A 21,431-nucleotide genomic window follows, 5' to 3' on the forward strand; every position below is an offset into this window, starting at 1 on the left:
TTTTAACATGGTGATTCAGCCAAATCATATCCTTTGGAGGGAAAACAGGAGAACGTTGCCCGGCGAAACTGAAAGCCCCGGCAAAAAACCTTTTTCATAAGGAGGGAAATAAGATGAAATTACGTCAGCAAATGCCTGAATTGACAGGCGCTAAAGCATGGATTAACAGAGAAGTCACGAAGGAACAGCTGGTCGGCGGAAAGCCGGCACTGATTCACTTCTGGTCCGCCAGCTGCCGCATGTGTAAAGAAGCGATGCCTGAGATGAACGAATTTCGTGATAAATATAAAGATCAGCTGAATGTGGTGGCCGTTCACATGCCCCGTTCCGAAGACGATCTTGACCTTGAGAAAATCAAGGAAACAGCGGCTGAACACGATATCTCTCAGCCGATTTACGTCGACAGCGATCATACGCTGACTGAAGCATTTGAAAATGAATATGTGCCGGCTTATTACCTTTTCGATAAAACCGGACAGCTCCGCCATTTTCAAGCGGGAGGAGGCGGGATGAAAATGCTTGAAAAACGCGTCAGCCGAGTACTTTTAGAAACGGAGCAGGCTTCTGAGTAATCGGGACAATCTCCGCCGGACTATTGTCTCGGTTCTGCAAACCCTTTGCCGTTTAGGTAACAGGGTTTTTTTGTGCCTATTGGATAAAAAATTCCAATATGACATGTGCGGCTTTAAAATAAGAGAAACAGCCGTAAACACGCTGTACCGCTTGTTTTATCGATATCATTATCTTTTACATATTATAGTCGAAAATTGTAGATATCACGCTAATTTTCATTAAACAAGTAATTTCAAGTTATATTTTGAAATGGTTGAATAAATTGGAACTTTGTCCAGAATCCCCTATATGATAAGGGATTTTTGTATATAAAGTACCATTTTCAGAAAATAAGCAATTTTTCATAGAGTAAATAAAATAGTAAAATGATAAAATAATAGTTGATAAAATTACTTTTGTAATCTAATATCTTAATAAAAGCGTTTAAATTTTTGACAGGGGGTTTTACACATGTTTAATGAAAGAGAAGCGCTGCGCTTACGTTTAGAACAATTGAACGAAGCAGAGGTAAAAGTCATTCGTGAATATCAAATAGAACGTGATAAAATATATGCAAAACTGAGAGAATTAGACAATACAGGCAGCCTGTCCGATACAAAAAAAGAGTTTCGTCCGGAGAAAAAAAGTGACTCTCTCCCGGTGCTTGCAGAGCTTGCAGCACAGGAAATGAGAAGCTATCAAAAGCCGCAGGCACAGCCTCAATCCTCCCAGCCGCAGATGCAGTCTATTACGTCTCTTCCTGCCGGCATTCCAGACGGTTCTACAAGAAGAAGAAGAGGGACGGCGAGACCGGGATCAAAAGCGGCAAAACTGCGCGAAGCAGCGATTAAAACATTGAAACGCCACAATGCAGCGATCAAAAGTTCCGAACTGCAAAAGGAAATTGAAAAGGAAAGCGGCCTTGAAATTCCTAATATGACAACATTTATGCAAAGCTTAATTAAAATGTATCCGGAAGTGAAAAAACCATACCGCGGCCAATATATTCTTGAGGGAGAAATTTCTCAGGAAACACCAGAAACGGCAAATGATACGGCTGCTGAATAAAACAGTAAAAACTGCTTGCGTTACTCAAGCAGTTTTTTTGCGCTTTCCCGCTTATTCTGCGGAAGTGACGCATCTTTTCCAGGCTTTTTTTCAAGCTTGACGACATATTTTTGGAAAGGCTTTTCGCCGTCAGCACGTTCTTTCAACGCATCCAGTTTTTCATCAAACGACTGATCGCGGGACTCTGATTGTACAAATTGTTTTTGCAGGGAGATGACTTGTTCGGTAACGGCTTTAAGCAAGTCTTCTGCCTGAACAGTCTCTTTGGAAACAGAAGGGATTTCCAGAGCTTGTTCCGCCGGTTCCGCCGTGCGGCTGTCAATATCAGCAAAATGGCCGGCAATCCAAGCATCACTTTCGTCCAGCTGCCGTTTATACGAAAGAATGGTTTCTTGAAATAACTTTTCTTTCGTTTTTTCTATTTCTACAAGCCGTTCTTTTGTTTCTAGTATTCGATCTCTCATATGATTAATTTCTATTTTAATATGTTTGAGCTGGTATTCTTTTTCTATCATTTGTGTTTGGAGCCGGGTATTTTCGTCTGCAGCGGCATGATAACGCTGTTTCATATCTTCGTGAGAAGTCCGTTCAGTTTGAATGGCGGTCTCAAGTGAGCGGATGCGGGTATGTAAGTTTTTATTTTCTTCTTCAAATTTTACATTTGTAAGATGCAGACGGTGCTTTTCTTCCATCTCATTTTTCCGCCGAAACGTTTCCTGCTGAAGCAGTTCTTGCAGAATGACGATTTTATCGAGCAGCCCGGCTCTGATTTCATGCAAAGAACGTTCCGTGTCACTTGTCTGTTTGTGTTTTTGAGCCATGGCTTCCAATTCGTCAGAAAGCTTGTGAAGCCGCTCTTTAATATTGGCGTTTTCCTCCTGAAGCTTATTATTTTTCTGATGGAAGTAGCTTGCTTCAAATTCTGAAATTAATTTTCTGCATCTGGAAAGTTCGGATTTCAAGTAAAGGTTCTCTTGAGAAGTGTCGTGGAAAAACGGACCGGATATTTTCATAAGAACCATCTCCCTCATGATGTTAACACTACAATATGGGAAAGGATCAACGGCTATTCCTCTTAATTAAACAGACAAGCACCGTAATATTGTATTTCGGCTGAGGCGTTTGCTATGCTTTTATATAGAATGGGAGAGAGATGACATGAAACGGGTGAATGTAATATTAGCAGGGGGAGCTTCCCGAAGATTCGGAGAACCGAAAGCTTTTGCAAAGTGGAAGGGCGGCATGTTTTATGAACAGGCGAAAAAAGCCTTCGGCGGCGGAGAAACGGTAATTATCAGCCGCCCTGAGCATATAAAAAAGTTCTTATCAAACAGAGAGCGGCATGTTTGGGCCGATGAGCCGCGGTTTCGGGGAATGGGCCCGCTTGCCGGCATATATACGGCAATGAAACAAACGGAAGGCGAAACATATACGGTCATATCCTGTGACACGCCGCTCGTGACAAGAAAAACGATGGCTGCGCTTGAAATGAAGCTGACGGGAAATCTGGACGCTGTCATACCGGTTTGTAAAAACAGAGAGCAGCCCCTCTTGGCTGTTTACCATAAACGGGTGCAGGATGTGCTTTTTGATCAGCTGACACAAAACAAACTGAAAATGACAGACACGCTGAAACGGCTGTCTGTCTGTTATGTGCAGGCTGAAGACATCGGCGCCGGGCCGGAGGAGTTCGCTAATATCAACACACAGGATGATTACACCAGACTTTTGGCGCATGTCGAGTCTTCAAATCAGGACTGATCGGGAAGAAACATGGTATGATGGAAATAAAAATGCAAGGGGACAACACAGATGGAAGAGCGCTATTCGCGGCAGACAAGATTTAAGCCGATAGGGGAAAAAGGGCAGCAGGCGCTGGCTGACAGCAGTGTCCTGATTGTCGGAGCCGGAGCCCTCGGAACAGCCGCGGCAGAGGGTTTGGCAAGAGCCGGAGCGGGCCGTATGGCGATTATTGACCGGGATTATGTGGAATGGAGCAATTTACAAAGACAGCAGCTGTATACAGAAGAAGACGCGAGACAGCGCCTGCCGAAAGCAATGGCGGCCAAGGCGCGTCTTTTGGCGGTAAACAGTGATATACATATCGATGCTTACGCGGCGGAAGGTACGGCGGAAACGCTCGAACCGCTGATCGAACAAGCGGATTGCATCGTGGATGCGACAGATAATTTTGAAACGAGAATGGTCATCAATGATCTGGCGCTGAAAACGAAAACACCTTGGATTTACGGTGCCTGTGTCAGCAGTCAGGGAATGTGCATGACGATTATTCCGGGGGTTACGCCGTGTTTATCCTGCCTGTTTGAGCAAATGCCCGTGGGCGGAGCGACATGTGATACAGCAGGTATCATACCTCCGGCGGTTCATATCGTCTCTGCTTATCAGCAGGCTGAGGCGCTGAAATTGCTGACAGGAAATCATGCGGCGGTAAATCGGCGCTTTTTCACGTTTGACGTGTGGAATAACACCAATATGAGCATAAATGTGGATCAGATCAAACGGGATCATTGCCCTTCCTGCGGCGCGGAGCCCGTATATCCGTATCTGCAGCCTGAAAACAGGCCGAAAGCAAGCGTGCTGTGCGGAAGAGACACCGTTCAAATCAGATCGGAAGCCTTAAAGAGGCTGGATAAAGAAGAGCTTGTCAAACGTCTGAAGCAGATCGGTAAAGTGGAAGCAAATGAATTTCTGCTGCACATGGCGTATGAGCGCTTCAGGATCGTTATTTTTCAGGACGGACGGGCTTTGATTCATGGTACAAACGATATAAAAGAAGCAAATTCAGTTCTGGCCAGGGTGATCGGACTGTAGGAAGGGGAGATATTGCTATGCTTGAAAAAAGAACGCCGATTCAGGTGGACGAAGCAGTCCGCCGGGTGAGCCGGTATAAAAAACAGGGGGATACCGAATGGGTGGCGCTTGAGGACAGTCTCCACCGCTATTTGGCGGAGGATGTTAAGGCGGATCATGATGTGCCGGCCTTTAACCGTTCCCCGTATGACGGGTTTGCCATCAGGGCGAGCGATTCAAAAACGGCTTCCCGTGACAATGCCGTCACCTTTGAAGTCATTGACCATATCGGAGCCGGCGCCGTATCGGAAAAAAAACTCGGTCCTTATGAAGCGGTCCGCATTATGACGGGGGCGCAGATTCCAAAAGGCGCGGATGCCGTAGTGATGCTTGAGCTGACAAAAACGTTTTCTGAAAACGGGACGAATTACATGTCAGTGAAACGCCCTTTCCATGCGGGCGATAATATTTCATATCAAGGAGAAGATGCGAAAAAGGGCAGCTCGCTATTAAAAAAAGGGACGAAAATCACGCCGGGCGTAACCGCTCTTTTAGCAACCTTCGGCTATGCTTCCGTTCCCGTGGTCAGAAAGCCGGTTGTCGGCATTATCGCAACGGGGACCGAGCTTCTTCATGTCAGCGATCCGCTTGAGCCGGGGAAAATCCGCAACAGCAACGCTGCGATGGTGTATGCCCAGGTCATTGAAGCGGGCGCGGTGCCGCTGAACTTAGGGAAAATCTCCGATGATTTTGATGACAGCTATGATGCGGTGAAGGAAGCTATGAAAAAAGTTGATTTTCTGATCACGACCGGCGGCGTGTCAGTCGGCGATTTTGATTTTCTTCCAGACATTTATAATAAGCTCGGAGCGGAAGTTCTTTTTAACAAAGTGGCAATGCGCCCGGGAAGCGTGACAACTGTCGCCCGGGCCGATGACATGCTGCTGTTCGGCCTTTCAGGCAATCCGTCCGCATGTTATGTCGGATTCACCCTGTTTGTCAAACCGATGATTCAGACGTGGCTTCTGAATGAAAAACCTCATTCCGGATGGGCGGAAGCCGTGTTAACAAACGACTTTCCGAAACCGAATCCGTTTACGAGATTTGTGAGGGCATTTGTTTATCATAAGGACGGAAAGATGATGGCGTCACCGGTCGGTCTCGACAAATCAAGCTCAGTCACATCTCTAGCCGAAGCAAACGCGTTTATCCTTCTGCCGGGAGGAACGAGGGGATATGAAGCGGGCCGGACGGTTCACGTGCTCCTCATCCGTGATGAGAATGGAAGTGAATGGCCGTGGTCAATTCTTTCCCGATCGTCCAGATCGTAGGTTTTCAAAATAGCGGTAAAACAACGTTTATTGAACGTGTGCTGAAAGCGGCGCCGAAAGAGTGCGATATTGGATGTTTAAAACATCACGGACACGGCGGAGAACCGGAACCTTTTTCTGACGGAAAAGACTCGGAGCGTTTTTCAAAAGCCGGAGCCGCGGTTACGGCAGTAGAAGGGGACGGCGTCCTGCAGCTTACGGCGCGAAAAAAATGGGATCTGGCGGGTTTGATCAGTCTGTATGAATGTCTGGGAATTGACGGTCTTCTCATAGAGGGATTTAAACATGCGCCGCATCCGAAAATCATTATGATCAAAGACAGCGAAGATTGGCAAAAGCTGAAGCATTTGGAGCGCGTGATCGCGGTTGTCAGCAGAAATACGGAGCATATGCCGGCAGATGCAGGCATGCCCGTATTCCATGCGGACGATCCGGCTGCCATGATGTTTGTGCTTTCGCAGCTGAAAGGGGAATCTGCATAAATGGAACGTTTTCAAATTACAAGGGAACCTATCATTGCGGAAAATATCGTAAAAAAAGTTGAAAAGCGTGAAGCCGGCGCCATCACAACGTTTATCGGCACGGTCAGAGAGTGGACTGCCGGACGGCGGACGGTGCGTCTCGAATATGAAGCGTATGAACCGATGGCTGTTCAAATGCTTTCTCAAATCGGCGATGAAATCAGCGCGAAATGGGAAGGAGCCGAAGCTGCAATCACTCACCGTGTCGGCGTCCTTGATATCGGAGAAGCAGCGGTCGTAATCGCCGTGTCTTCACCGCACAGAAAGGCGGCATATGAGGCGAATGAATATGCAATTGAACGGATAAAACAGATTGTGCCGATATGGAAAAAAGAAATCTGGGAAGACGGCGAAGAATGGATAGGCGATCAGCTGGAAACAACGCCCTATCCGAACGGAAAACCGGATTTGGATAAAGGGGAATCGCGATGATTAAAGTATTATTGTTTGCCGGGCTTGCGGAGCAGGCGGGAACACCGGTCATTGAACTTGACGAAAAAGAGACGGCGGCGTCTGCTGTAAAAACACTGTTAAAGGAACGGTACGGACTTCAGACGATTGACAATGCCATGATCGCAATCAATGAAACATATGTAAAAGACAACAGCATCGTAACAGAAGGTGATACCATTGCCTTTATCCCTCCTGTAAGCGGAGGGTGAAAAAAGAGCCGGATGTGCATCATTGCCATCCGGCTTTTTTGTATATAGGCGCTGAATTCCAGAGAATATTTAAATGGGATTTAAAGGGATTTGCGATTGAGCTGGTTTTGACTGCATGAATAGGCTGAAGACAGTGCCTTCACAAGGCATTGAACCTCCCGTCATACCGGTCTGACAATGCTTTTTTTTACATAATTATGGAACGTAAAGCTGAGAATTTGTGTTACAATTTAGCATAAATACGCAAACGGCAAAAAAATTGAAACTTCTCTCAGCCTAAAGCGTACGTATAAACAGAATAATACATAGGAGGCATCAGCAATATGGAACCAAACCTGGAAAAAAGCAATACGGCCGTAACGGAAAAGCCGTCAATTTTCGGCGTCATTACAAGTCCTGTTGTGCAGTTTAAAAGATTAAAAGAAAAGCCGGTCATCGGCATTCCTCTCCTGATTGTCATCATTCTTATCGCGGCCGGCAGTATTTTGCGCGGGCTTGGGATGAATTATGAAGAAGTGCTGAACAGCTCATCTCTTGACGGTTTGACGGATGATCAGATTGAAATGACCAAAACCTTCGCTAAATTCGGCTCGATGTTCGGAGGAATCTTCGGGGGCATTATCGCTCTGTTTATCGTTCCGCTCATTTACTGGCTGTGCGTTAAAATTTCAGGCGGCGTGACAACTTACAAAAAAATGCTCTCACTCAGCCTGTTTACGGCATTTATTACCAATATCGGCTTAGTTATTAACGGTCTTGTCACTTATTTTACCGGTGCGGGCTCATTGTATGCCGTTACATCTTTGGCGAGTGTCATACCGGCCGGAGACGGCGTCGCGGTCTTTTTAAGCGCGTTCGACATTTTCAGCATCTGGAGCTATATTCTGCTCGCTTTGGGACTTCGCTATACAGGCGGCATTTCGAAAAAAGCGGCCTGGACTTCCGCGATTGTCCTGTTTGTTATTATGCTTTTAGTTTCGGCAGTCGGAGGACTGTTAAGTTCAGTGACAGCAGGTGTATAACATGAAAAAAATTTGGATCGGAATCGGCATCGCCGTAATTGTTGCAGTATTCATCGGTATCAATATTTATAAGTCTGCCGCTCCCGCGGGCGGCAGCGCCGGGAAAAAAATCGAAACCGGAACCATGGAAAACAGAGAAATCTCCTCTACGGTTATGGTTCCGGGAACACTTAAATTCTCTAAAGAACAGTATGTTTTTTATGAAGCGGATAAAGGAACTCTTGATAAAGTGAAAGTAAAAGAAGGCGACAAAGTAAAAAAAGGGTCGTCGTTAGTCACATATACAAATGAGCAGCTCAATCTTGATAAAGAACAAAATGAGTTGACAGAACAATCAAAACGGATGCAAATCGAACAAGTTGAAGAAAAACTCAGAGCATTAAACAGCAAGGAACAAGATCTGGCAAAACAAGTGGGAGAAGCGGAAGCCAAAAAACAAATTGAATCCGAACGGACTGATCTGCAGCTTCAGCAAAAAACGGCGGAAATCGAATTAAAGCAATCTGATTTGCAAAAGCAGTCTCTTGAAAATCAGGTGGCGAATCTCAATGTTAAGAGTGAGATGGACGGGACGGTAATCTCGGTAAATCAAGAAGCGGCTTCTAAAAAATCGGATATTCAAGAACCGGTTATACATATAGGAGACCCGGAACACCTGATCGTTGCCGGCAATTTGTCCGAATACGACACGCTGAAAGTGAAAAAGGGACAAAGCGTTACAATTACCTCAGACGCCATTCCAGGTAAAACGTGGAAAGGGAGAGTGGCGGCTGTCGGCCTCGTTCCTGATCAAAAGTCAAGCGCTGCTTCGGGGGAAAGCACGGAACAAGCCGTCCAGTATCCGTTTCAGGTTAAGCTGATCGGAAACCTTCCGGAAGGCAAACCGGGATTTAAATTAATTATGAACATTGAAACCGACAAACGGAAAGCCGATACGCTGCCGTCCTCCGCAGTCAAAAAAGACGGAGATGAGCACTGGGTCTTTACGGTAAAAGACGGGAAGGCCAAACGCGTGAAAGTTAAAGTCGGCGATACCGCAAATCAGCTTACGGAGATAAAAGAGGGGCTTTCAAAGGATGATAAAGTCATTCTGAATCCGGCTGACGGTTTGACTGACGGAACGGATGTGAAAGCATAGATGATTCAGCTTTCAAAGGTGAAAAAAAGCTATCAGATCGGCAAGGAGACGTTTGATGTTCTCCGTTCAATCGACTTGACGATTGAAGAAGGAGAATATGTGTCAATTATGGGACCGTCGGGATCGGGAAAATCTACGATCATGAATATCATCGGCTGTCTGGACAGACCGACGTCCGGCAGTTACAGGCTTGCGGGCGAAGATGTTTCTTCATGCACTGAAAAAGAGCTTGCGGCGGTCCGGAACAAATCAATCGGATTTGTCTTTCAGCAGTTTCAGCTGCTGCCGCGATTGAATGCAAGAAAAAATGTCGAACTCCCCATGATCTACGCCGGTATCGGCAAAAAAGAGCGTGAGGAACGGGCTGAGCATGCGCTGGAAAAAGTCGGTTTGGCGGATCGGATGCGTCACATGCCGAATGAGCTGTCAGGCGGCCAGAAGCAGCGTGTCGCGATTGCAAGAGCCATCGTGAACGAACCGAAGCTCATTTTAGCTGATGAACCGACCGGCGCACTGGATACGAAAACAAGCATTTCCATTATGGAGCAGTTCACAGAGCTTAATGCAGAGGGCGTGACCGTGGTGCTCGTCACTCATGAGCCTGAAGTGGCGGACTGTACAAACAGAGTGATTTTCGTCCGTGACGGCATGATCGTTTCCCGCGATGCTGAGCAGAGGAGAGTGGGGGAATGAGCCTGTTAGAAAATCTCCGGATGGCCCTCAGTTCCGTAAGAGCTCACAAGCTGAGATCGATTCTGACAATGCTCGGAATCATTATCGGCGTCGGTTCAGTAATTGTTGTTGTGGCTGTCGGCCAGGGCGGAGAGCAAATGCTGAAGCAATCCATCAGCGGGCCGGGCAATACGATTGAATTGTTTTACATGCCCAGTGATGAAGAATTAACAGCCAATCCGAACGCCTTACAGGAAGCGAGTTTTACAGAAGAAGATATTAATGGATTAAAAGGAGTGGACGGCGTAAAGCAGGTTGTCGCTTCCGCGGTAAAATCCATGACGGCCCGTTACCATGAAGAAGACACGGATATTACGCTGAACGGCATTAACAGCGGCTACATGGACGTAAAAAAGCTGGACGTTCAAGATGGACGGACATTTACGGATAATGATTTTCTTTCCGGGAAAAGAGCAGGAATCATCTCGAAAAAAATGGCTGAAAAGCTGTTCGGGAAAACGTCTCCGCTCGGAAAAATCGTCTGGGCCGGCGGACAGCCCGTTGAAGTAATCGGCGTACTGAAAGAAGAGAGCGGCTTTTTATCGTTAGGACTCAGTGAAATGTATGTGCCGTTCAACATGCTGAAAACGTCTTTCGGTACTAACGACTACAGCAACGTTTCCGTTCAGACGGAGTCAGCTGATCAAATCAAATCAACAGGAAAAGAAGCGGCCCGTCTCTTAAATGACAATCACGGTACAAAAGAGGCCTATCAAGTCATGAATATGGAAGAAATCGCGGCGGGAATCGGCCAGGTCACGACCGTCATGACGACGATCATCGGTTCGATCGCCGGTATTTCTCTCGTTGTCGGCGGGATCGGGGTCATGAATATTATGCTCGTATCAGTGACGGAACGGACAAGAGAAATCGGCATCCGCAAATCGCTCGGTGCCACGAGAGGACAGATTCTGACACAATTCTTAATTGAATCTGTTGTGCTTACATTAATCGGCGGCTTAATCGGAATCTGTCTCGGCTACGGGGGAGCATCACTCGTTTCCCTTATCGCAGGCTGGCCGTCGCTCGTTTCCTGGCAGGTGGTTTGTATCGGTGTGCTGTTCAGTATGCTGATCGGTGTCATTTTCGGCATGCTGCCCGCCAACAAAGCATCTCGCTTAGATCCGATTGAAGCGTTACGGTATGAATAACCGGCACCCCATGCAGTCTGCATGGGGTTTTTTTGTGTTTTAATGATTGCATGAATATAATAGACTTTTTTCATTTATGATAAAAAGAAAATGTCATACAATTGTCCCCCTTTTTGTCGAATTTACAGTTTACAAACCCTATGTACATACGTTAATATGAACAAATGTGAAAGATTTTGATAGTTATTGAATGAATTTGAGTGATTTTAGTTGCTAGAAGTAAAAAAAGCGTTTACAATTATCTTGCAGCCGAAATGAATACGTTTCCAAAGGAGGCGGAATATGCTCACTCCTGAAAGGTATCAGCTGATTATTGATCAGATTGAAAAGCGTGATGTGGTGAAGATTCAAGAGCTGATAAGCATGACAAATGCTTCTGAATCAACGATCAGAAGAGATTTATCAACACTCGAAGAGCGCGGATTTTTAAAGCGCGTTCACGGCGGGGCGTCTAAACTTTCCAACAGCAGGCAAGAACCCGATATGCTTGAAAAATCCTCCAAAAACCTTCAGGGTAAACTGAAGATCGCAGAAGAAGCGGCATCTTTATTAGAAGAAGGTGACTGTATTTATCTTGATGCGGGAACAACTACATTGCACATGATTGATTTTATAGATCCATCTAAGGACATTGTGGTTGTCACAAACGGAGTTATGCATATCGACGCTTTAATAAGGAAAGGGATTCCCTTTTATCTTCTCGGAGGATATGTGAAGCATAGAACAGGTGCGATGATCGGCGGCGCCTCATTAACCGCGGTCAGCCAGTACCGTTTTGACAAAAGCTTCCTCGGGGTGAACGGCGTGCACATTGAAGCCGGCTTTACAACACCCGATCCGGATGAGGCTCTTCTGAAGACAAAGGCTGTGAGACAGGCGAAAAATGCGTATGTTTTAGCCGATCCTTCTAAATTCGGAGAGATTTCTTTCGCAGCGTTCGCCGCCTTGGGCGATGCCGCTATCATTACCACTGAAGCTGAAGAACTTGCATTCGATAATTACCAAGAAAAAACTGTCGTAAAGGTAGTGAAACCATGATTTACACTGTAACCCTCAATCCGTCTGTTGACTATATCGTTCACGTTGAAGATTTTGCCGTAGGCGGTTTAAACCGTTCCAGCTATGACACGAAGTATCCCGGCGGAAAAGGCATCAACGTTTCGAGATTACTGAAAAGACACCATGTGCCGTCAAAAGCATTGGGGTTTGTCGGCGGATTTACCGGAAATTATATCACGTCATTTTTGCAGCAGGAAGGTCTGGAAACGGCTTTTTCTGAGGTGGATGAAGACACGCGTATAAATGTAAAACTGAAAACGGGCGATGAAACGGAAATTAACGGACAGGGCCCGACGATTTCAGACGAAGTGTTCAATGCCTTTTTAGAACAGTTCTCCGCTCTGGAAGAGGGAGACATCGTCGTTTTAGCGGGAAGCATTCCTTCTTCCCTGCCGCATAATACGTATGAAAAAATTGCTGAGGCATGCAGAAAGCAGAATGCCCGGGTAGTGGTGGACATCTCCGGTGAAGCGCTGATGAAAGCGACAGAAATGAAACCGTTTTTGATGAAGCCGAATCATCATGAGCTTGGGGAAATGTTCAATACGGTCATTGATTCAGCCGAAGCTGCCGTTCCTTACGGTAAAAAATTGATTGAACAAGGCGCTGAACATGCGATTGTTTCGATGGCTGGCGACGGTGCGCTTTTATTTACGAAAGAGGCGGTTTTCCTCGCCAATGTTCCTAAAGGAAAGCTTGTCAATTCGGTAGGCGCGGGTGATTCCGTCGTCGCGGGATTCCTTGCGGGAATTTCAAAACAGCTGCCTTTGGAAGATGCGTTCCGTTTAGGAGTTGCTTCCGGAAGCGCGACGGCATTTTCTGAAGAACTCGGAACTGAAGAGTTTGTACAGCAGCTTCTTCCTGAAGTTAAAGTCACACGTCTATAGAGGAGGAAAGAAAAGTGAAGATAACTGAGCTGTTAACAAGAGATACAATTCATCTCAATATAGAAAGCAAAGAGAAAGAAAACGTTATCGATGAAATGGTGACAGTGCTTGACAAAGCCGGCAGATTAAATGACAGAGAGGCTTACAAAGCAGCCATTTTAAATCGTGAAAGCCAAAGCTCGACGGGAATCGGCGAAGGCATTGCCATTCCTCATGCGAAGACGGCGAGCGTCATTAACCCGGCCATCGCATTCGGCCGTTCAAAAGATGGTGTGGATTATGAATCATTAGACGGTCAGCCGGCACACCTGGTCTTTATGATTGCGGCAACCGAAGGAGCGAATAATACGCACCTTGAGGCATTATCAAGACTTTCAACGCTTCTCATGCGTGAGGAAATCCGCAAACAGCTTCTTGAAGCTGAATCAGAAGATGCGATCATTGACATCATCAATCAGCATGACAAAGATGACGATGAGGAAGAAGAAGAGCAGGAAGAACAGGCAGCGCCGTCAGGAAAGGGCAAAATCCTTGCCGTTACGGCATGTCCGACAGGTATCGCCCATACGTTCATGGCAGCTGACGCACTGAAGGAAAAAGCGAAAGAGCTCGGCGTTGACATTAAAGTCGAGACAAACGGCTCAAGCGGTATCAAACATAAGCTGACGGCTCAAGAAATTGAAGACGCGCCTGCGATTATCGTGGCGGCTGATAAACAGGTTGAAATGGAACGCTTTAAAGGCAAACATGTTCTTCAAGTGCCTGTAACGGCCGGTATCAGACGTCCTCAGGAACTGATTGAAAAAGCCGTTAACCAAGATGCGCCGATTTACGAGGGCAGCGGCGGAGGATCTTCCGCTTCAAATGAAGACGGCCCGAAACAGAAATCAGGCACAAGCATCGGAAGTACTTTCTATAAACACTTAATGAGCGGTGTCAGCAACATGCTGCCATTTGTCGTCGGCGGCGGAATTCTCGTTGCGATTTCATTCTTCTGGGGAATTCATTCAGCTGATCCGAAAGACCCGACATACAACACGTTTGCTGCAGCACTGAACTTTATCGGCAGCGATAATGCGTTAAAACTGATCGTTGCCGTTCTTGCCGGATTCATTGCAATGAGTATTGCGGACCGTCCGGGATTTGCGCCGGGTATGGTCGGCGGATTTATGGCTACGCAGGCGAATGCCGGATTCTTGGGCGGACTGATTGCCGGATTCTTAGCAGGTTATGTCGTCATCCTGCTGAAAAAGCTGTTTGTCTTTATCCCTCAATCTCTTGACGGATTAAAACCTGTATTGATTTATCCGCTGCTCGGTATTTTTATCACAGGAGTTCTGATGCAATTTGTCATAAACACACCTGTCGCAGCGTTCATGAATTTCTTAACAAATTGGCTTGAGAGCCTTGGAACTGGAAACCTTGTTTTAATGGGTATTATTTTAGGCGGTATGATGGCTATCGACATGGGCGGCCCGCTTAATAAAGCGGCGTTCACTTTCGGAATTGCGATGATCGATGCCGGAAACTATGCACCGCATGCGGCCATCATGGCGGGCGGAATGGCTCCGCCGCTTGGAATCGCACTGGCGACAACATTCTTTAAACACAAATTCTCTAAACGTGACCGTGAAGCCGGTATTACGTGCTACTTCATGGGAGCAGCTTTCGTTACAGAAGGCGCCATCCCGTTTGCAGCGGCTGATCCGCTTCGCGTCATCCCTGCAGCCGTTGTCGGTTCTGCGGTAGCGGGCGGGTTGACAGAGTTTTTCCGGGTAACGCTTCCTGCACCGCACGGAGGAATATTCGTTGCATTCATTACGAACCATCCGCTGCTGTACTTAATGAGCATCGTGATCGGAGCGATTGTAACGGCGGTTATCTTGGGAATCGTCAAAAAACCGGTTGCAGAGAAATAAACAAAAAGCGTCCTTTACGGGCGCTTTTTTCAATCATGTACGCATAGAAGCGTTATGTATTTTATGATGAGTTATGATAAAGTAAAGATGGTACATGAACTGAAACAGTGATCGTCTAGGAGGAACCACGTTGACTGAAGAACAAAAACCTACTTCTGAAAAATCGGTAAAAAGAAAATCCAACACATATTGGGAATGGGGAAAGGCCATCATCATAGCAGTCGCACTTGCGCTGTTAATCCGCCATTTCCTGTTTGAACCGTACTTAGTGGAAGGATCATCAATGTACCCGACATTACATGACGGTGAAAGGCTGTTTGTCAACAAAAGCGTCAATTATATCGGAGAAATCGAGCGGGGGGACATCGTCATTATTAACGGCGATACATCGAAAGTCCATTATGTAAAGCGGCTCATCGGAAAACCTGGAGAAACGGTGGAAATGAAAAATGACACGCTTTATATAAACGGCAAAAAAATCGCAGAACCGTACCTCGCGAGCAATAAAAAAGAAGCGAAAAAACTGGGAGTCAACCTGACGGGAGATTTCGGCCCCGTAAAGGTTCCGAAAGGCAAATACTTCGTCATGGGCGACAATCGGCTGAACTCAATGGACAGCCGGAACGGACTCGGTTTAATTGCCGAAAACCGGATCGTCGGCACCTCGAAGTTTGTGTTCTTCCCGTTTCATGATATGCGTCAGACAAAATAAAAACGCCGCGCTGCCCGATTTGGACAGCAGGCGTTTTTTATTTGGCAAACGAGGCGGCGACGGCGATGAACATTACCGTGGCCAGCACTGATCCGACAATGGCCAGAACGCTGAAAAAAAGATTCACCTGCTGCTTCTCTTTGCCGCGTTTTTCAAGCATCCGTTTTGAAAAGAGATGCGAAAACGTATAAATGAGGGCGATTCCGACGTACAAGCCGATGTCACGTGCCGTAAAGCCTGTGACGGCCAGAAAAACCCCGGTAAAGAAAATCATAAGACAATATTCTGTGAGTGTTAAAAGCTTCAACTTGTTCCTCCGTGATGAATATGTATATATATCTATTGTATCACAGCGCTCCGGGTTTGCCTGCATCTTTTCAAACCCGTATATTCGCAGGGAAACATTTCTCTTCCCCTTTATTCATGGTATACTTTTAATGATGATAGACACGATGGAGGATTCTAAATGATTGCTGTAAATAATGTGAGCTTGCGTTTTGCGGATCGCAAGTTATTTGAAGATGTCAATATTAAATTTACGCCGGGCAACTGCTACGGATTAATAGGCGCAAACGGTGCCGGAAAATCAACATTTTTGAAAATTTTATCCGGTGAGCTGGAGCCGCAGACCGGCGATGTCCATATGAGCCCGGGCGAACGTCTTGCCATTCTGAAGCAGAACCACTTTGAATATGAAGACTTCGAAGTGCTGAAAGTCGTCATTATGGGACATAAACGTTTATACGAAGTCATGCAGGAAAAAGACGCGATTTATATGAAGCCTGATTTTTCAGATGAAGACGGCATCCGCGCCGCTGAGCTTGAAGGAGAGTTTGCGGAATTAAATGGATGGGAAGCTGAAAGTGAAGCCGCTATTTTGTTAAAGGGCCTGGGCATCTCTGAAGACCTGCATACGAAGAAAATGGCTGACTTAGGCGGTTCAGAAAAGGTGAAAGTGCTTTTGGCACAGGCGCTGTTCGGCAAGCCGGACGTTCTGCTGCTTGATGAACCGACCAACCACTTGGATCTGAAAGCGATTCAGTGGCTGGAAGAGTTTTTAATCAACTTTGAGAACACAGTCATCGTCGTATCCCATGACCGTCACTTTTTAAATAAAGTGTGCACGCACATCGCCGATCTTGATTTTAATAAAATTCAAGTGTACGTCGGCAACTATGATTTCTGGTATGAATCCAGCCAGCTTGCTTTAAAGCTTTCTCAGGAAGCCAACAAGAAAAAAGAAGAGCAGATTAAACAGCTTCAGGAGTTCGTGGCCAGATTCAGCGCCAACGCCTCTAAATCAAAGCAGGCGACATCAAGAAAGAAACTCCTTGATAAAATCACGCTTGATGATATCAAACCGTCATCACGTCGTTATCCTTATGTCAATTTCACGCCGGAACGTGAGATCGGAAATGACGTGCTGCGGGTTGAAGGCTTAACAAAAACGATTGACGGGGTTAAGGTGCTTGATAACGTCAGCTTTATTATGAACAGAGAAGATAAAATCGCTTTTACGGGCCGAAACGAACTTGCCGTTACGACATTGTTTAAAATCATTTCCGGGGAAATGGAAGCAGACAGCGGCACATTTAAATGGGGTGTGACCACTTCTCAGGCGTACTTCCCTAAAGACAACAGCGAATATTTTGACGGCAGCGACGCGAACCTTGTTGACTGGCTCCGCCAGTACTCGCCGCATGACCAAAGCGAAAGCTTTCTGCGCGGTTTCTTAGGACGCATGCTGTTCTCAGGAGAAGAAGTCAACAAAAAATCAAACGTCCTTTCCGGAGGAGAAAAAGTGCGCTGCATGCTTTCAAAAGCGATGCTTTCCGGCGCGAACATTTTAATTCTGGATGAACCGACAAACCACTTAGATTTGGAATCCATTACGGCGCTTAACAACGGCTTAATCAGCTTTAAAGGCGCTATGCTGTTTTCATCTCATGACCATCAGTTTGTACAGACAATTGCCAACCGCATCATTGAATTAACGCCCAAAGGCATTGTTGACAAACAAATGTCTTATGACGAATTTCTTGAAAACACGGATGTACAGAAAAAGCTTGAAGAGCTATACGCGTAATAAAGAAGCAGGGGAGACTCTGCTTTTTTATTTATGAAAAACGTTTTCAATCTTCTGACTTCCCGTTACAATAAATGAATACATAACTTGAAAAGAGACGGAGGAATGCATCATGAAGTTTTTAGTTGTCGGAGCTGGGGGAGTGGGCGGATATATCGGCGCGCGTCTTGCAGAAAAGGGAAATGACGTGACGTTTCTCGTCCGCAAGAAACGGGCGGAACAATTACAAGAGACGGGATTGACCGTCAAAAGTGAAAAAGGTGATGTTTCAATCAAGCCGAAATTAATCATGGCGGGCGAAGAAGGAGCATTTGACGCGGTTATCATCGCTTCAAAAGCGTATTCTTTGCAGGACGTCATTCGGGATGTCAAACCGTTTGTCAAACCTTCGTCGGTCATTATTCCTTTTTTAAACGGATACAGGCACTATAACCAGCTGTTTGAAGCTTTTTCAAAACGGCAGGTGCTGGGCGGCCTCTGCTTTATTGAGAGCGCCCTTAACGACAAAGGGGACATTCTTCATACGAGCGCTGCCCACCGCTTTGTTTTCGGTGAATGGAACGGGGAACGCACAGAACGTATGAATGAGCTGGAAAACGCATTTGCAGGTGTGAAAGCGGATGTCATCATCAGCCGGGATATTGAAAAGGACATTTGGAAAAAATATATGTTTATTGCCGCGCAGGCGGGAGTGACCACTCTGTTTCAACAGCCGGTCGGACCGATTTTAGAAACAGAAGGCGGCCGCAACACGGCAAAGCGCCTCTTTGCTGAAATCGGCGCCATTTTCAAGGCTGCCGGCATCCCGAAAGATCCTGATCTGGAAGAAGAGAGTTATCGCACATTGACAAGCATGTCTTTCCATATGAAATCGTCGATGCTGAGAGATATGGAAAAGGGCAGGGTGACGGAAGGTGATCATTTACACGGATTTTTGCTTGAGAAAGCGAAAGGCTTGTCAGTTGATACACCTGTTTTGGAAACCGTCTGCGCCAACTTGCAAATGTATGAAGCGAAATAAAAAAAGGAGGCCTGATCGCCTCCTTTTTTTATTAAAATGCCCAGTTTCCGTTTCTGAAGATCGGTTCTCTTTTGCCGTCCGCGGTAATGCCGTCGATATTCATGTCTTTGGAACCGACCATAAAATCTACGTGTGTAATGCTTTCATTTAAGCCCTCTTTGACAAGCTCTTCCCGTGTCATTTGTTTGCCGCCCTCAATATTAAAGGCATACGCACTGCCGATCGCCAAGTGGTTAGAGGCGTTTTCATCGTACAGTGTGTTGTAAAATAGAATATTTGATTGTGAAATCGGTGAATCGTACGGCACTAAGGCCACTTCACCGAGATAGTGTGAGCCTTCATCGGTTTCGACGATGCCTTTTAAAATCTCCTCGCCTTTTTCAGCTTTCACATCGACAATGCGGCCGTTTTCAAAGGTAAGAGTGAAGTTATCAATAATGTTGCCGCCGTAGCTCAGCGGTTTCGTGCTGGAAACCGTGCCGTTCACCCCGTCACGCTGCGGGAGGGTGAAAACCTCTTCTGTCGGCATGTTGGCCATGAATTCGTGCCCGCTCTCATTCACGCTTCCCGCGCCTGCCCATACATGTTTTTTCGGCAGTTCAATGGTTAAGTCTGTTCCTTCAGCCTGATAATGCAGGGCGCTGTAATGTTTTTTGTTTAAGTGTTCCACTTTTTCATGAAGGTTTTGATCATGTTTTTTCCATGCTTCCACAGGGTTTTCTTCATTTACGCGGGTCGTTTTGAAAATTTCTTCCCATAAAAGCTGAACGGCTGTTTCTTCCGGCTGATCCGGGAACACTTTTTTCGCCCAGCCTGTTGAAGCCGCTCCGATCACCGTCCAGCTGACCTTATCTGATTGAATATATTGTCTGTATGTATGCAATGCTTTTCCGGCGGCTTTTTGGAACGCTGCAATCCGTTTGCCGTCAGTGCCTTTTAACAGGTCGGGGTCGGATGAGACGACAGAAATAAACGCAGCCCCTTTTTTCGCGAGCTCTTCTTTTCCTTTTGCTTCCCATTCAGGATACTCTTCAAACGCTTCAAAAGGTGCCATCTCGTATTTTAATCTGGACAGTTCATCGTCCTGCCAATTTACGGTGACGTTTTTAGCGCCTTTTTCATAAGAATGTTTGGCAAGCAGTCTGACAAGTTCCCTGACATCAGTTGAGGCATTGATTACGACATGCTGTCCTTTTTGGACATTGACGCCGACTTCTACCGCCAGCTGAGCATATGTATGTAACTTTTCAGTAAACGAACTCATCGTTCATTCCTCCTCATCGGTTTTTCTCATCATATCAAATATCGCCTCATAAAGGAAAGAAAGGAGCACAAACGAAAAAGACACAGCTTTTGCTGCGTCTTTACGGGTGATTCAGTTTTACGGCGCCGCCGGCCGGAGAATGGGGCATATTGGCCAGTGAAATGCTCATACCCCCCAAAATAATTCCGCTTAAAATGACGGCTACTGCTACGCGTCTTCCCACATCTCTAAGCATATGCTTCCTCCTTAATGTTTCTCCAGTTCTCACAATATGAGCCGGCCGGAGAAAAAAGAAGCACAATCTTATTATTTAATCGCTTTTTGCAGTTTGTCGATGACGTCTAATGAACGCCCCGTGCCGATAGCCACTGATTCAAGCGGATTCGCCGCCAAATGAACGGGAACGACGATTTCATCTGTCAGCCATTCTTTCATCCCGTTTAAAAGGGAGCCTCCGCCGGTTAACACGACGCCGCGGTCAACGATATCACCGCTGAGCTCCGGCGGACAATCTTCAAGTGTCGCTCTGATCGCTTCAAGAATATGCAGGAGCGACTCACGCATCGCGTGCTGAATTTCATTAGACTGCAGTCTGATTGTCTTCGGCAGACCGGTTACAAGGTCACGCCCGCGGATTTCCATCGTTTCCGGCACATGTTCGATCAATGCAAATCCGATTTCCATTTTCACTTGTTCTGCCGTACGCTCCCCGATCAGCAGGTTGTATTTTTTTCTGACGAACGAGGCGATATCTTCATCAAGCTGGTCGCCGCCGATTCTGATCGAATGGCAGGATACGACGCCCCCGAATGAGATGATGGCGACTTCAGTCGTACCGCCGCCGATATCTACGACGACGTTTGCGACCGGCTCGTCAACAGGGAGGTCGGCCCCGATTGCAGCGGCTACGGGTTCTTCAATCAAGTGAACGTTTTTCGCTCCGCAGTTTTTGACAGCGTCACTGATGGCGCGTCGTTCAACGGCTGTTGAGCCTGAAGGCGTGCAGACGACGACATTCGGTTTGCGGAAAGTCATTCCGATTTTTTTTCCGGCTTTTTTCATAATGTGTTTTAATAAGTCAGTTGTCATATCATAATCAGCAATGACACCGTCTTTCATCGGCCGAACGGCGACGATTTTCCCCGGCGTCTTTCCGATCATGCTTTTGGCATCCGTTCCGATGGCAAGCACCGCTTTCGTTGTTGTATCTACAGCGACAACGGAAGGCTCGTTTAAAATAATTCCTTTATTTTTACTGTAAACAAGTATATTAGCGGTTCCTAAGTCGATTCCGATCTCAGTTGATTGAAACATGTTTTCACCCAATCCCTATCCTGATTTAATTGATTCTACATTTAAAGTTTCTGAGAAAAACCACGATTTTTGGGGGTTTCCGCCGGGAATGAAATGTTTTTGTAAAAAAGGAGGGAAAGTCTGTATCCCATATTTCAAAAGGATTTTCTTTTGTAAAAAAACATTCAGTTCCGGATGCTGA

At 46.3% G+C, this 21,431-nt stretch carries 23 protein-coding genes; 18 read left to right on the forward strand and 5 right to left on the reverse strand.

Annotated elements, in window-relative coordinates:
* Positions 1–113 precede the first annotated feature (113 nt).
* Together NYE68_RS07910 and rok are read left to right on the forward strand one after the other, a co-directional pair.
* Positions 114–572, forward strand: a complete 459-nt coding sequence (locus tag NYE68_RS07910; RefSeq protein WP_060675395.1) for a TlpA disulfide reductase family protein — start codon at positions 114–116, stop codon at positions 570–572.
* 451 nt (positions 573–1,023) lie between these two features.
* Entirely contained in the window at positions 1,024–1,620 is a 597-nt protein-coding gene (rok, locus tag NYE68_RS07915) for a transcriptional regulator Rok (RefSeq protein ID WP_229041455.1), read from the forward strand.
* A 20-nt stretch (positions 1,621–1,640) separates the two neighbouring features.
* On the opposite strand, the gene NYE68_RS07920 is transcribed toward rok, so the two are convergent.
* The gene (locus NYE68_RS07920; protein ID WP_007409627.1) at positions 1,641–2,633 is read right to left on the reverse strand and encodes a hypothetical protein; all 993 of its coding nucleotides are present in this window, start codon (positions 2,631–2,633) and stop codon (positions 1,641–1,643) included.
* A gap of 145 nt (positions 2,634–2,778) precedes the next feature.
* On the opposite strand from NYE68_RS07920, the gene NYE68_RS07925 reads away from it, so the two are divergent.
* The 14 genes from NYE68_RS07925 to lepB all read left to right on the forward strand — a co-directional run bounded on the left by NYE68_RS07925 (position 2,779) and on the right by lepB (position 15,565).
* Positions 2,779–3,381: a molybdenum cofactor guanylyltransferase gene (locus NYE68_RS07925; protein WP_225046246.1), complete on the forward strand. Its 603-nt coding sequence runs from the start codon at positions 2,779–2,781 to the stop codon at positions 3,379–3,381.
* A gap of 51 nt (positions 3,382–3,432) precedes the next feature.
* Entirely contained in the window at positions 3,433–4,452 is a 1,020-nt protein-coding gene (locus NYE68_RS07930; RefSeq protein ID WP_007611113.1) for a molybdopterin-synthase adenylyltransferase MoeB, read from the forward strand.
* Positions 4,453–4,469: 17 nt separating this feature from the next.
* Positions 4,470–5,762: a gephyrin-like molybdotransferase Glp gene (gene glp / locus NYE68_RS07935; RefSeq protein WP_015417375.1), complete on the forward strand. Its 1,293-nt coding sequence runs from the start codon at positions 4,470–4,472 to the stop codon at positions 5,760–5,762.
* On the forward strand, positions 5,723–6,244 hold the full coding sequence (gene mobB, locus NYE68_RS07940; protein ID WP_007409631.1) for a molybdopterin-guanine dinucleotide biosynthesis protein B: 522 nt from the start codon (positions 5,723–5,725) through the stop codon (positions 6,242–6,244). The genes glp and mobB overlap by 40 nt, the downstream gene beginning before the upstream one ends.
* Positions 6,245–6,715 (forward strand): molybdenum cofactor biosynthesis protein MoaE, encoded by a 471-nt coding sequence (locus tag NYE68_RS07945; RefSeq protein ID WP_007611116.1) that lies wholly within the window; start codon positions 6,245–6,247, stop codon positions 6,713–6,715.
* A complete protein-coding gene (moaD, locus tag NYE68_RS07950; protein ID WP_007409633.1) occupies positions 6,712–6,945 on the forward strand; it encodes a molybdopterin converting factor subunit 1 in 234 nt (77 codons plus the stop codon). Before NYE68_RS07945 ends, moaD begins: the two co-directional genes overlap by 4 nt.
* Before the next feature lie 323 nt (positions 6,946–7,268).
* Positions 7,269–7,967: a Yip1 family protein gene (locus NYE68_RS07955; RefSeq protein WP_015417378.1), complete on the forward strand. Its 699-nt coding sequence runs from the start codon at positions 7,269–7,271 to the stop codon at positions 7,965–7,967.
* Between the two features lies 1 nt (position 7,968).
* A complete protein-coding gene (locus NYE68_RS07960; protein ID WP_012117453.1) occupies positions 7,969–9,105 on the forward strand; it encodes an efflux RND transporter periplasmic adaptor subunit in 1,137 nt (378 codons plus the stop codon).
* Positions 9,106–9,798 (forward strand): ABC transporter ATP-binding protein, encoded by a 693-nt coding sequence (locus tag NYE68_RS07965; RefSeq protein WP_007409637.1) that lies wholly within the window; start codon positions 9,106–9,108, stop codon positions 9,796–9,798.
* Positions 9,795–10,988 carry an ABC transporter permease gene (locus NYE68_RS07970; RefSeq protein WP_015417379.1) on the forward strand — a complete coding sequence of 398 codons (1,194 nt, stop codon included), beginning with the start codon at positions 9,795–9,797 and terminating at the stop codon, positions 10,986–10,988. Before NYE68_RS07965 ends, NYE68_RS07970 begins: the two co-directional genes overlap by 4 nt.
* Positions 10,989–11,270: 282 nt before the next feature.
* Positions 11,271–12,026 carry a DeoR/GlpR family DNA-binding transcription regulator gene (locus NYE68_RS07975; protein WP_015417380.1) on the forward strand — a complete coding sequence of 252 codons (756 nt, stop codon included), beginning with the start codon at positions 11,271–11,273 and terminating at the stop codon, positions 12,024–12,026.
* Positions 12,023–12,934: a 1-phosphofructokinase gene (gene pfkB / locus NYE68_RS07980; protein WP_003154572.1), complete on the forward strand. Its 912-nt coding sequence runs from the start codon at positions 12,023–12,025 to the stop codon at positions 12,932–12,934. Before NYE68_RS07975 ends, pfkB begins: the two co-directional genes overlap by 4 nt.
* A 14-nt stretch (positions 12,935–12,948) precedes the next feature.
* Positions 12,949–14,853 carry a PTS fructose transporter subunit IIABC gene (locus tag NYE68_RS07985; protein WP_061862145.1) on the forward strand — a complete coding sequence of 635 codons (1,905 nt, stop codon included), beginning with the start codon at positions 12,949–12,951 and terminating at the stop codon, positions 14,851–14,853.
* Between the two features lie 130 nt (positions 14,854–14,983).
* Positions 14,984–15,565 carry a signal peptidase I gene (gene lepB, locus NYE68_RS07990; protein WP_003154568.1) on the forward strand — a complete coding sequence of 194 codons (582 nt, stop codon included), beginning with the start codon at positions 14,984–14,986 and terminating at the stop codon, positions 15,563–15,565.
* A gap of 37 nt (positions 15,566–15,602) precedes the next feature.
* On the opposite strand, the gene NYE68_RS07995 is transcribed toward lepB, so the two are convergent.
* On the reverse strand, positions 15,603–15,872 hold the full coding sequence (locus tag NYE68_RS07995) for a hypothetical protein (protein ID WP_007409641.1): 270 nt from the start codon (positions 15,870–15,872) through the stop codon (positions 15,603–15,605).
* A 159-nt stretch (positions 15,873–16,031) separates the two neighbouring features.
* On the opposite strand from NYE68_RS07995, the gene NYE68_RS08000 reads away from it, so the two are divergent.
* Both NYE68_RS08000 and NYE68_RS08005 read left to right on the forward strand, forming a co-directional pair.
* Positions 16,032–17,651, forward strand: a complete 1,620-nt coding sequence (locus tag NYE68_RS08000) for an ATP-binding cassette domain-containing protein (protein WP_015417383.1) — start codon at positions 16,032–16,034, stop codon at positions 17,649–17,651.
* A 112-nt stretch (positions 17,652–17,763) separates the two neighbouring features.
* Positions 17,764–18,672, forward strand: a complete 909-nt coding sequence (locus NYE68_RS08005; RefSeq protein ID WP_324635887.1) for a ketopantoate reductase family protein — start codon at positions 17,764–17,766, stop codon at positions 18,670–18,672.
* 31 nt (positions 18,673–18,703) lie between these two features.
* Here the strand turns inward: NYE68_RS08005 and NYE68_RS08010 are convergent, their stop codons facing one another.
* The 3 genes from NYE68_RS08010 to mreBH form a co-directional block, all read right to left on the reverse strand.
* On the reverse strand, positions 18,704–19,936 hold the full coding sequence (locus NYE68_RS08010; protein ID WP_007409644.1) for an aminopeptidase: 1,233 nt from the start codon (positions 19,934–19,936) through the stop codon (positions 18,704–18,706).
* 100 nt (positions 19,937–20,036) lie between these two features.
* The gene (locus tag NYE68_RS08015; protein WP_003154559.1) at positions 20,037–20,171 is read right to left on the reverse strand and encodes a protein YkpC; all 135 of its coding nucleotides are present in this window, start codon (positions 20,169–20,171) and stop codon (positions 20,037–20,039) included.
* A 71-nt stretch (positions 20,172–20,242) separates the two neighbouring features.
* Positions 20,243–21,250, reverse strand: a complete 1,008-nt coding sequence (mreBH, locus tag NYE68_RS08020) for a cell shape-determining protein MreBH (RefSeq protein ID WP_003154558.1) — start codon at positions 21,248–21,250, stop codon at positions 20,243–20,245.
* Between the last annotated feature and the right edge of the window lie 181 nt (positions 21,251–21,431).

Origin of the sequence: Bacillus sp. FSL R5-0447, assembly GCF_038606125.1 — a bacterium.
GTDB classification, from domain to species: Bacteria; Bacillota; Bacilli; order Bacillales; family Bacillaceae; genus Bacillus; species Bacillus velezensis.